We start from the raw sequence: 11336 nt of genomic DNA, 5'->3' as shown, positions 1-11336 counted from the left end.
ACGCAATTCCGGACGGAAAACCGCTTCACACTTTTCCTGGAATTGCTCTTGCGGTCAGAGCCGGTTTCTCACGACCAGCGTGACGACGAAGAGGGCGCCGAGCGAGCTGGTGATGATGCCGATCGGCAGTTCCTGCGGCGGCAGCAGGGTCCGCGCCAGAAGATCGCTTGCCAGCAGTAGCACCGCCCCGAACAGCGCACAGCTGGCGATCAGGCGCAGATGCAAGGGACCGGCCAGCGGCCGCGACAGATGCGGGATCATAAGCCCGACAAAGCCGATGACGCCGGCAACCGAGACGAGAATTGCCGTCGAAAAGGCGGCGACGAGAAACGTCGCCCTGCGCATCCGCGCCACCGGCACGCCAAGGCTTTCGGCGGCACTTTCACCCGCAAGGAAGGCGTCCAGCCTGCGGTGGTTCCACAGCCCGTAGGCTGCAATCGTGCCGGCGCCCAAGGCGCCTAGCCAGACATTGTCCCAGCGCGCCAGCCCGAGCCCGCCCATCGTCCAGAACAGCACCGAATGGGCGGCGCGCTGGTCACCGGCAAAAACCAGATAGTTGGTCAAGGCCGTGAACAGGAAGGAGACGGCAAGGCCGGCGAGGATCAGCCGTTCGGGTCCCTGCCCCCTCACCCGCGCGACCAGCAGCAGGACGATGCAGGCGGCCAGTGTGCCGCCGGTGAAGGCAGCGACCGGCAAGGTCCAGATGCCGAAAGTGTCACCAAAGACGGTGATGACGGAAACGGCACCGGCCGCCGCCCCCGACGACAGGCCGAACAGGAAGGGATCGGCAAGATCGTTGCGGGTCACCGTCTGCAGCAACGCGCCTGTTATGCCGAGGCCGCCGCCGACACACACCGCCAGGATCGTGCGCGGCAGCCTGAGATCGACGACGATCTTGCCGACCGGGCCAGACACCTGGTGTTCGTTCAATCCAACGGCCTGGCCAAGCGAGGCGATGACGTCGGTGAGTGGGATCAGCGTCGAACCATAGGCGATCGACAGCAGCACGAGGGCGACGATCGCCATCGTGCCCGCCACCATCGCTAGCGCGAATGCCTTGTGTCCCGAAAGCGCGCCGGATTTATGCCCAGGGGCAACAAGCATCAGAACGCTTCCGGATGCATCGCCCTGGCGATCTTGCCGATCGCCTCGATGTTTGCCGGCCCGGGCGTCAGTTCGGCATAGCGCAGCGCCACGAAGCGCTCGTTCTTGACCGCGTCCGTCTCCTTCATCGCCGGATGCGCCTTCAAGAAATCGAGCAGTTTCTTGTAGCCGCCGCCATCCTGGTAATCGAGCAGGATGAGGAACTGCGGATTGCGCGACGCCACGGTTTCCCAGTCCGTGTTGCCCCAGCTGGTGTCCATGTCGGCCATGATGTTGTCGCCACCCGCCGCCGCGATCATGGCGCTCGGAATGGCGAATTTGCCTGATGTGAACGGCTTGTCCTCGCCGGAATCATAGAGGAATACCCGCGTCCCCTTGCGGTCGCCAACCTTGGCGATGATTTCCGCGAGTTGCGCCTTCCAGCGGGAGACAAGCTTCTCCGCGTCCGCGTCCTTGCCGAAGATCTTGCCCAGCTTTTCGACATCGCCATAGAGCAGGTCCATCGAGGCGGCCGGACGGTTCTTGTCGAGATGGACGCAGCTTTCGGTCAGCACCAGGGTCTTGATGCCGTGCGGGGCGAGCGTGTCGGGCGTCACGTCGCCACCCGGCTTCATGCCATAGTACCAGCCGGCGAAGAAGAAATCGGGCTCGACGGCGACGAGGTTTTCGAGCGTCGGGTATTTGGGCGCCAGTTCCGGGATGGAACCCTGCTCGGCCTTGAACTCGGGGCCGACCTTGTACCATCCGGTGATGCCGGTCAGGCCGACGATCGACGGCTGCAGCTTCAGCGCGAAGGCCATTTCGGCCATGTTGAGATCATGGATGACGGCGCGCTTGGGCGGCGCGTCGAAGGTCAGCGGCTTGCCGCAGCTGTCGACGGTGACCGGGAAGGCGAAGGCTGCCGGGGCCAGCAGCAAGAAGACGAGCGACAGGGCGAGGCGTTTCACGGATTTTGCTCCTTGGCTGAACAGTGTCGGATGAGGGATGGGCTCGATCAGGATGGCGGCGCGGCGCGGTTCGGAACATCGAACACCGTGAGTTCGCGGTCTTCGGTCGGATGGCGCAGGCGAAACACGTCGACGCCGAAAATCTCGCGGATCAGCTTTTGCGTCAGCGCTTCGCGGGGTGCCGCCAGCGCATGCAGCCGCGCCTCGTTCATCACCGCGACCCTGGTGGCGAAGGGCGCCACCAGGGCCAGATCGTGCAGCACGGCGATCACCGTCATGCCGAAGCCGGCCACGAGCTCGAGCAGCTCGCCGCGGGCGCGCGGATCGAGATGGTTGGTCGGCTCGTCGAGGAACAGCACTTTCGGTTGCTGCGCGATGGCGCGCGCCAGTTGGGCGCGCTGGCGTTCGCCGCCCGACAGCGAGCCGATGGTGCGGCCAAGCAGCGGCAACAGGCCGGTCCGGCGCAACGCGTCGACGACGATGTCGCGCTCCTCGCTCCTGCGTCTCAGGCCGGCATGCGGGACGCGGCCGAGCTCGACATAGTCGATCACCGCCAGCCGCGGGTCCGGCTGGTCGGTCTGGCCGACGACGGCGATATGCAGGGCCCGCTCGGCGGTCGCGATACGGTCCAGGCGGCGCCCGCCAAGCTTCACCTCGCCCGCACTTGGCCTGAGCATGCCCGACAGCATGCGCAGCAGCGTGGTCTTGCCGGCGCCATTGGGGCCGATGATGGCAAGGCGATCGCCCGAGGCCACCGACAGGCTGACGGCGTGGACCAGATGCCGGCCATTGACCATGGCGCTGAGGTCGCGCGCTTCGAGGAGTGGCATTGTCATCGGCTGTTGCCCGGAAACTTGGCCGGCCCGGGAATGCGGGCCAGTGTCTTGCCGGCCAGTCGCGGCGGACGTTGTCCGGAATTGCACCAGCCGTCGGCGAGCGAGGCGTAAAGTCGGGCAAATCGCAGGAGATCGCCGGCGTCGGCCTCGGCGTCGATGGAGCCGAAGAGATAGGAGGCCTTGCCCGGCGCCTGGAAGGCCACCGTCAGCGGCCGCGCGCAGGCCGCCATGCATTCGACGCCTTCGACCGTGAAGCCATGCGCCACGGCGGGTTCATGGCAGGCTGCGAGCCGGGAGCGCAAATCGACGCACAGGGTTTCGCCCGACCTGATGCCGGTCGGAACGTCGCGGCAAAGCGTGCACACGATGATACGATGATCGATGGCGCCGTCCAACTTTCCGTCACTTTCAAAACTGGCGACGGAAGGATGTTGGCGAGCCGGCCGACAAGACCGACGTCCACGCCTCCTCCCGGCACACCCCGTCCGGTCAACTCAGTTGATGGCAGGTCTCCTGGCTCGCGGGTCTCGGCGCAATCCAGCCTTCCCAGCCTTGCCGGCCAGTGGCATGTCGGATCTTGCTCACCGCTTACAGTTGCGGGGGCAGCCACGGCCTCGACCTTTTGAGGTCTCACCGTGTTCCCTTTTCACCCCTTGCCTTTCGGCGCGGGGACCATCACGCACCCACCGTAGATTTCCGTCGATCGCATCGCAATGAGTTTTTTGCGACGCCGTCGCCACATGCCCCATATGTAATAACATTACGTTTGAAGCGATGTTTCGCGGCGATGTCAACCCCTGTCGTCGCGCAATGCGGCTTCGGCGCGGCTGCGGTTTTCAGCCGCGAGCGGTCACCAGGCAGGAGGCACGACACCTGGCCGCGGTCGCCGAGGAACCGGCCTATAGCTTTCTGAAAAAGCCTGACAGAATATTCGGACCCGCTTCGCCCGGCCGCAGTCTGATCCCGTCTTCAAAGCAATTCAGCGTCACGCATTCGAAGCCGTAATGCGCGAGGAGCGCCACCAGCGAGTCACGGTCGAAATGGTGCAGGTGCTCGTTGGGCAGACGCATGCGCCACGCCCGGAACCACGCTTCGCCGTCGGCGCCGAGTTCACGCCAGCGGCAGTAAGGGACGGCGATGGCCAGGTGGCGGGTCTGAAGGCGGGCGAGGAAACCCAGATCCGGAATGTGCTCGAGCACGTCGAACATGGCGACCAGATCCCACGAGCCGGCGAGCGCCTCGTCCCAATCGACAAAGCGGACGCCCTCGGGCAGCGGAAATCTGGTGATGTCGCAGCCGGCACAGTCGGCAACCCCGGTAATTTTGGCGGCCTCGACAAAGGTGCCGGTGCCATAGCCAATCTCCAGCACGGACCGCGGTAGTTCACCGGTGATCCCCAGCACCCAGCCAAGCCGCTGATAGCCGAGCTTGATGGTCCGGTCGCTCAGATCCTCGTAATAGGAAATGTACTGCTTGTCGTATTTGATCGGTGTGACGTCGATCTGGTGAATCACGCCAAACCGGTCGGCCTCGTAATTATCCAGCATTCGCGCCCCCTTGGGATTACGGATCCTTACATGACGGGGCTAAACGCAAAGTAAGCGACTGGGGTGGCGGGCCGAAGCTGGCACGAGCACGACCAGATCTAGCAATAGCAAAAAAGCAAGGCCCCGCGCGGGGCCTTGCTGTCTCAACCTCAGCGCCGAGCTCTAATCGCCCCTCACTTCCCCATCAGCTGCTTGGCATTCTCCGCCGTGATCGCCGTCGTCTCGACCGTTACCGTCGGCTCCACCGAGGTCGAGCAGTCGAGCAGGATCTTCTTCGACATCTCGATCGCTTCCTTCGCACCCGTCGGGTAGGTGAAGGTTGCCGCCCAGTCGCCCTTGGCGACGGCCTCGATGCCGCCGGCCGGTCCAGGCAGGCCGTCGGTGCCGATGATCTTGACGTCCTTGCCGGCTCCCTTGGCGGCAAGCAGCGCGCCGGCCGCCATCATGTCGTTGGAGGCATAGAGCACCTTGATGTCGGGATGCGCCTGCAGCATGGCGGCAAAGGCGGTCTGGGCTTTGTCCGGCACCCAGTCGGCGGCCTGCTCGGCGACGACCTGGATCTTGGCATTCCCCTTGACGCCGTCCTTGAAGCCGTTCAGCCGCTCCACCGCCGGCGTCGAGCTCGGCAAGCCTTCCAGCACCGCCGCCTCGCCGCCATCCGGCAGCAAGGTCTTGGCGGTGTATTTGCCGGCCTCGAGCGCGATCTTGTAATTGTCGCCGCCGATGAAGGCGGTGTAGTCCTTGCCGGGATCGCCGACCGTCTTGCGGTCGAGCTCGATGACCGGGATGCCGGCATCCATGGCGCGCTTCACCGCCGGCGTCAGCGGTGCCGCCTCGAAGGGCGAGATCAGCAGCAGATCGACTTTCTGGGTGATGAAATTGTCGACCTGCGAGGTCTGCGTGTTGACGTTGCCGGCGCCGTCGGCGATCTGCAGCGTGAAGCCCGGCACGGCCTTGGCCGCCGCCGTCAGTTCGTCATTGACATGCTGGCGATAGGGTTCGGCGTTGTTGGCCTGCGAGAAGCCGATGATGAACTGGCCGTCCTTGGCGCAGGCCTTGACCATCGGGTCGGCGGCCTGGGCGGCTCCTGCAATGCACAGGCCCGCGCCTGCCAGAAGCACGGCATGAAGCGTGTTCCTCGTTCCTTGTCTTGTGGTTTTCATACTCGCTCTCCTCCTCGTCGGGCCGGGGGGCCAGACCTTGGTTTGACTTCGACTTTGTTGCCGCCTTCCTCCTAACGACCCAACCCCTCGCGGCGGCGAACGAGGGATTGAAGCACCGCCGCCAGCACGATGATCGCGGCGGTCGCGAGCAACTGCATGGCGGGCGTGATGTTGTTCAGCTGCAGGATGTTGGCGAGCGCGCCGAGCATGATGGTGCCGGCAACGGTGCCGACCATCGAGCCGGCGCCGCCAAACAGGCTTGTGCCGCCGATGACCACGGCGGCGATCGCGGTGAGCTCGTAGCCCATGCCGTCATTGGCGCTGCCGAAATTGAACTGGCCGGCATGGACGATGCCGGCAAGGGCCGAGGCAAAACCGGTGATGGCATAGACCGAGATCTTCACCATCGAAACGGGCACGCCCGAAATTCGCGCCGCGCGCTCATTGCCGCCAACGGCAAAGACATAGCGGCCGAAGCGCGTCGTGTTGAGCACGATCGTTGCGATCGCGGCAAAGACGATAAAGACGATGGTGGCGACCGGCACGGTGTTGTTGAACAACCGCTCGCCGAGGATCGCGAACACCGGCGGTGCCAGGCCCGGTCCGTCGCCATAGGAAATGTTGATGTACTGGTTGCCCGAGACGACCAGCGCCAGGCCGCGCGCCGCCTGCAGGCCGGCGAGCGTGACGATGAACGGTTCCAGCCGGAAGCGGGTGGAGATGGTGCCCTGGATGGCGCCGAAGACGATGCCCATGATAAGCACGGCGAGGATGGTGGGAATGAGCCCGAAGCCACCCGAGATCATCATCGATGCGGTGACGACGCTGGACAGCCCGAGCACCGCGCCAACCGACAGGTCGATGCCGGCGGTGATGATGACGAAAGTCATGCCGATGGCGATGATTCCGGTCTCCGAGACGGCGCGCACGATGTTGGCGATGTTGTCGGGATCGAGGAACAGGATCTGGCCGTGCCGGCGCGGCGAGAAGATGATGCCGCCGATCGCCACCACCACCAGGCCGATCAGGCTCTGGAAGCGCACCACAAGGGCGAGCGGATCGCGATGCTTTGGCGCTGCCGCCGGCACAGCCGGGCTCGCTGCCACCGAAATCTTCTGGTCAGACATCAGGCCTCCCTGCCATTTGCCGCGTCAAGCACTGTGTGCTCGTCGACGCCGCCGATGAATTCCGCCACGTTGCGCCCCTGGCGCAGCACCACGATCCGGTCGCACAGGCCGATGAGCTCCGGCATCTCGCTGGACGCGACCAATATGCCGAGCCCCTGCGCCGCCAACTGCCTCAGCCGCGCGTAGATCTCGCCCTTGGCGCCGACATCGACGCCGCGAGTCGGCTCGTCGAGCAGCAGCAGACGGGGATTGCCGAGGATCTCCTTGGCCAGCACCACCTTCTGCTGGTTGCCGCCGGAAAGCGCGCCGACGGCGATGTCGGGATTCTTCGGCCTGATATCGAACTGGCCGAAGGACTGCTTTACCGCATCCGCCTGGCGGCGCTGCGACATCAGGCCGAGGGGCGAGATGCGGCGGATCACCGACATCACCAGGTTGAGGCCCACCGCCATTCTGAGCATCAGCCCGCTGCCGCGCCGGTCGTCGGTGACGAAGGCGATGCCGGCCGCGCGGGCCGCCCTGATCGAATCCAGCCTTACAGGCCGGCCATCGATGGCGACCTCGCCTTCCCAACGGCCGGACAGGCCGGTGCCATAGAGCGCGCTGAGCAATTCGGTGCGCCCAGCCCCCATGATGCCGGCCAACCCGACGATCTCGCCCGCCTTGACGTCGAGCGAGACGCCGCTCGGCGGCTGCCAGCCGGCGCTTTCATGGGCGAGCCTGAAGCTGGCATCGCGCAAGCTGAGCAGCGTCTTGCCGGCCTTCGTCGACCGCTCGGGATAAAGCTCATCCAGCGGCCGGCCGACCAGAAGCCGGACCAGTTCGGCCTGCGGCGCGTGCGGCTCGGTGACGCCGGCGACGCGACCGTCGCGCATGACCGTCACCCGGTCGGCGATCTGCGGTACCTCCTCTAGGCGATGCGAGATGTAGACGATGCCGACGCCGCTGGCGGCGAGCTTGCGCATGATGTCGAACAGCCTGTCGACCTCACCTACCGTGAGTGCCGCCGTCGGCTCGTCCATGATCAGCACGCGCGAGGCGTAGGACAGCGCCTTGACGATCGCCACGACCTGGCGCTGGCCGATCGACAGGTTCGCCACCATGCTGGCCGGATCGATGGCCAATTCGATGGCTTCGAGACGCTTGCGCGCTTCGCTGCGCATTGCCGGCACGTCGAGGAAACCACCCGGCCGCATCAACTCGCGGCCAAGGAAAAGGTTGGCGGCGACGTCGAGCGTCGGCACCAGGTCGAGTTCCTGGAAGATCGTGGCGATGCCGGCCGCCTGCGCCTCGCGCGGGTTGTTGAAGGCTACCTGCTTGCCGTCGATGTGGATGGTGCCCTCGTCCGGCGTGTAGACGCCCGACAACAGGTTCATCAGCGTCGATTTGCCGGCGCCGTTTTCGCCAAGCAGGGCATGGATCTCGCCCGCCTTGAGGTCGAAGTCGACGCCGCGCAGCGCCTGGACGCCGCCGAAGCGCTTGACCGCGCCGGTGACGGAAAGCAGCGGCGCGCTCATGCCGACCTCATGGGGCTGACCTCATGGGAGGCCGGCCTCGCGCAGGACTCTCGCACCTGCAGCGCCGCCCGCAACCGCACCGCCTGCGGCTCCAGGTCGGTCGATGCGATGCGAGCGCACAGCAGGGCGGCCGCCTGCCGTCCGATCTCGGTGCAGGGTTGCGCGACCAGTGTCAGCCGCGGCTCGAAACAATCGGCCCATTCGAAGTCGTCGAAGCCGGCTAGCGAGAGGTCGCCGGGGATGGAGAGCCCCCTCTCGCGGATGGCGCGAACTGCCCCGATGGTCGTCATGTTGTTGCCCGTGACCAGTGCGGTGGGCGGCGACGGCAGAGACAGGATCGCATGGGTCGATGCGGTCGCGCTCGCCGTGTCGACATTCTCCGGCGAGACATAGTGCGGCAGGCATTCAAGTCCATTGGCGACCAGCGAGGCGCGAAAGGCCTCGACGCGTTCGCGCGTCGTCGCCAGGCCCGGCTGGCCGGCGATATAGCCGATGCGCGTGTGGCCGAAGGCGGCGACATGGTCGATCAGCGCGCGCATCGATGACTGGTTCTCGACGCCGATCTGGTCGAAGCGCTCGTCGGCGAAACGGTCGATGAGCACGCAGGGCAGCTTCTTCTCGGCCAGGTAATCGATAGCGCGCTGCGGCGCGCCCGACGGCGCCAGGATGACACCGTCGACGCGACGCTGGTGGAACGCGCGCACCACCGAAAGCTCGCGGTCGGGATCCTCCTGCGTGTCGGAGAGGAAGACCATGAGGCCGAGGCGCGCGCATTCGGCCTCCACCGCGCAGATGATGTCGGTGAAATAAGGGTTGGAAATCGCCGAGATCGCCAGGCCGACGCTGTTGGTCGAGGCCACTTTCAGTGACCGCGCCAGCTCGTTGGGCTGATAGCCCATCGCGGCGATCGCGTCATTGATGAGCCGCGCCTTCTCCGGCGAGACAAAGCGGGTGCGGTTGATGACATGCGAGACGGTCGAAACCGATACGCCGACGCGGCGCGCGACCTCAGCCATTGTCGGCATGGCGGCTCAAATGGAGTGCTGGCAAGCGCTCCTCCCTGATGATGCGTCCAGTCCGCTCTCATTGGCTTTGGCGGATTTCGGCAGAGCATATTGTCATCGAAACGTTTGCGCAATCGATTCGATGACTTTGTTCGACGAAATTCGCGCGCTGCGCAATTTCGATCAAATTGTCACGGAAGAAAGCGGCAAGATGGTCCGACCCAATGCGAGAAGCCCATGAACCCGACCGAGAAAGCGCTGTGGTTTGTCGAAAGCCATCTGCCGGAGGCGATTTCGCTCGACGACGTCGCTCAAAGCAGCGGTGTATCGCGCTTTCATGTGACGCGCGCCTTCGGTGCCGCCACCGGCCGCTCTGTCATGGGCTATATGCGCGCGCGCCGGCTGACCGAGGCGGCACGCAGGCTCGCCGACGGGGCGCCCGATATCCTCTCGGTGGCGCTCGATGCCGGCTACAACTCGCATGAGGCCTTCACCCGGGCCTTCCGCGACCAGTTCGACACGACGCCGGAACTGGTGCGAGCGCAAGGCTCGACAAAGACCCTCGAACTCGTGGAGCCGATCCTGATGGACCAGTCCTTTCTTGCCAAGCTCGAACCGCCACGCTTCGAGACCAGCCGGCCGTTCCTCATCGCGGGGCTCGGCGAGCGCTACAGCTGCGAGACCAGCGCCGCCATTCCGATGCAATGGCAACGCTTCAGCCCCTTTATCGGCAACATTCCGGGCGAGACCGGTGACGTCGCCTATGGCGTCTGCGTCAACGGCGACGATGCCGGCAATTTCGACTACATCGCCGGCGTCGAGGTCTCGGACTTTTCCGACCTTCCCGGGGAATTCAGCCGCGTGCGCATACCGGCTCAGAAATATGCGGTGTTTTCGCATCGCGAGCACATTTCGACCATCCGCCGCACCGTCAACACGATCTGGAACAAATGGCTGCCAGGCTCCGGACACGAAATAGCGGACGCGCCGGAATTCGAACGCTATGGCCCGGAGTTCGATCCGCGCAGCGGCAATGGCGGACTGGAGATCTGGATACCGATCAAGGGTTGATCGGCGCTATAATTCCAAATCCCATGTCTGCCCGACCAGATCCTTGCCGAAGGAATGGTGGCGCTCTTCGTCGATCAGCTTGAAGCCAGCCGCCTGATAGATGCGGCGCGCCGAGCCCAGTATATCGTTGGTCCAAAGCGTCAGCGTCTTGTAACCTTTGGCTCGCGCGAAGGCGATGCACTCGTCGACCAAGCGCCCGCCGATGCCAAGGCCGCGTGCCGAAGGCTCAACATAAAGCAATCTGAGCTTCGCCACCTCGGGCGACTTGCGCACGACGAAGACCGAACCGACGACCTCGCCATCGCGCTCGGCGATCCAGCTGCGCTCCCATTTCGGGTCGAAGGATTTGACGAAGGCCGCGAGGATTTCGGCAACCAGCGCCTCGTAGGTTTCGTCCCAGCCATAATCCTGCGCGTAGAGCATCCCTTGCCGGCGGGTGATCCAGCCGATGTCGCCGATCTGCAGCGGCCGCAGCAGATAGGGAATTTTCGGCTCTGCGCTTTCGTCCAGCAGTGCCTGGACAGTCCGCATGGACTTCACCAGCCGGTCCTGTTCCGAAACAGGCAGCCGATCGAGCAAGGCCGCGACCTGGTCATGCGAATCCTTGTTCAACGGCGCAAATGCATTCCTGCCCGCCGGCGTCAGCGCAATCGAGGATTGCCTGGCATCCGAAACCAGCGTCGACCTGGAGATGAGGTCATGGCGTTCGAACTTCTTCAGCAAACGGCTGACATAGCCGGCGTCGAGACCGAGATCGCGCCCAAGGTCGGTCGCGGTCAAACCGTCGCGGTGCGCCAGCTCGTAAAGCACGCGCGCCTCGGTCAGTGAGAAGGCGCTTTTCAGTAACCCTTCGTCGAGCAGGCCGATCTGGCGGGTGTAGAAGCGGTTGAAAGCCCGCACCGCATCGATCAGCTGCTTGTTCGGCGCTTCGTTCTTGGGGTGATGGTGAATCGTCATGGTCATCTCCTGCCTTCACAGGATCAACCATTTACTTGACTTAGTCAACTATATCGACCTACC

Annotated in this window: 11 protein-coding genes and 1 riboswitch; of the genes, 1 reads left to right on the top strand and 10 read right to left on the bottom strand. The window is 64.6% G+C overall.

Translation table 11 applies throughout. From position 1 onward, the window contains the following. Nucleotides 1–54 precede the first annotated feature (54 nt). The 9 genes from CK228_RS15165 to CK228_RS15125 all read right to left on the bottom strand — a co-directional run bounded on the left by CK228_RS15165 (nt 55) and on the right by CK228_RS15125 (nt 9266). Entirely contained in the window at nt 55–1104 is a 1050-nt protein-coding gene (locus tag CK228_RS15165) for an iron ABC transporter permease (protein ID WP_179295920.1), read from the bottom strand. Then, nucleotides 1104–2051, bottom strand: coding sequence for an ABC transporter substrate-binding protein (locus tag CK228_RS15160; RefSeq protein ID WP_095788357.1), 948 nt, complete (start codon nt 2049–2051; stop codon nt 1104–1106). Before CK228_RS15160 ends, CK228_RS15165 begins: the two co-directional genes overlap by 1 nt. A 47-nt stretch (nt 2052–2098) precedes the next feature. Beyond that, nucleotides 2099–2887, bottom strand: a complete 789-nt coding sequence (locus tag CK228_RS15155; RefSeq protein WP_095788356.1) for an ABC transporter ATP-binding protein — start codon at nt 2885–2887, stop codon at nt 2099–2101. Further along, a complete protein-coding gene (locus CK228_RS15150) occupies nt 2884–3282 on the bottom strand; it encodes a DUF1636 family protein (protein ID WP_095788355.1) in 399 nt (132 codons plus the stop codon). The genes CK228_RS15155 and CK228_RS15150 overlap by 4 nt, the downstream gene beginning before the upstream one ends. Nucleotides 3283–3372: 90 nt before the next feature. Beyond that, nucleotides 3373–3579, bottom strand: a riboswitch (cobalamin riboswitch). A 207-nt stretch (nt 3580–3786) separates the two neighbouring features. Beyond that, nucleotides 3787–4434, bottom strand: a complete 648-nt coding sequence (locus tag CK228_RS15145; protein ID WP_095788354.1) for a class I SAM-dependent methyltransferase — start codon at nt 4432–4434, stop codon at nt 3787–3789. Nucleotides 4435–4607: 173 nt separating this feature from the next. Then, complete coding sequence (locus CK228_RS15140) at nt 4608–5597, bottom strand: substrate-binding domain-containing protein (protein WP_095788353.1); 990 nt, start codon at nt 5595–5597, stop codon at nt 4608–4610. Between the two features lie 71 nt (nt 5598–5668). Further along, on the bottom strand, nt 5669–6724 hold the full coding sequence (locus CK228_RS15135) for an ABC transporter permease (RefSeq protein ID WP_095788352.1): 1056 nt from the start codon (nt 6722–6724) through the stop codon (nt 5669–5671). Then, nucleotides 6724–8241, bottom strand: coding sequence for a sugar ABC transporter ATP-binding protein (locus CK228_RS15130; protein ID WP_095770572.1), 1518 nt, complete (start codon nt 8239–8241; stop codon nt 6724–6726). The genes CK228_RS15135 and CK228_RS15130 overlap by 1 nt, the downstream gene beginning before the upstream one ends. Beyond that, nucleotides 8238–9266, bottom strand: a complete 1029-nt coding sequence (locus CK228_RS15125; protein ID WP_095788351.1) for a LacI family DNA-binding transcriptional regulator — start codon at nt 9264–9266, stop codon at nt 8238–8240. Before CK228_RS15125 ends, CK228_RS15130 begins: the two co-directional genes overlap by 4 nt. Before the next feature lie 216 nt (nt 9267–9482). Between CK228_RS15125 and CK228_RS15120 the strand changes: the two genes are divergently transcribed. After that, nucleotides 9483–10316 (top strand): AraC family transcriptional regulator, encoded by an 834-nt coding sequence (locus CK228_RS15120; RefSeq protein WP_095788350.1) that lies wholly within the window; start codon nt 9483–9485, stop codon nt 10314–10316. A 6-nt stretch (nt 10317–10322) separates the two neighbouring features. On the opposite strand, the gene CK228_RS15115 is transcribed toward CK228_RS15120, so the two are convergent. Then, entirely contained in the window at nt 10323–11273 is a 951-nt protein-coding gene (locus CK228_RS15115; RefSeq protein WP_095788455.1) for a bifunctional helix-turn-helix transcriptional regulator/GNAT family N-acetyltransferase, read from the bottom strand. Nucleotides 11274–11336: the final 63 nt, after the last annotated feature.

The sequence above is a fragment of the Mesorhizobium sp. WSM4312 genome (assembly GCF_002294875.1).
Lineage (GTDB): Bacteria > Pseudomonadota > Alphaproteobacteria > Rhizobiales > Rhizobiaceae > Mesorhizobium.
Note: the sequence above shows the minus strand (reverse complement) of the source record. Positions and strands in the feature narration are given on the sequence as shown.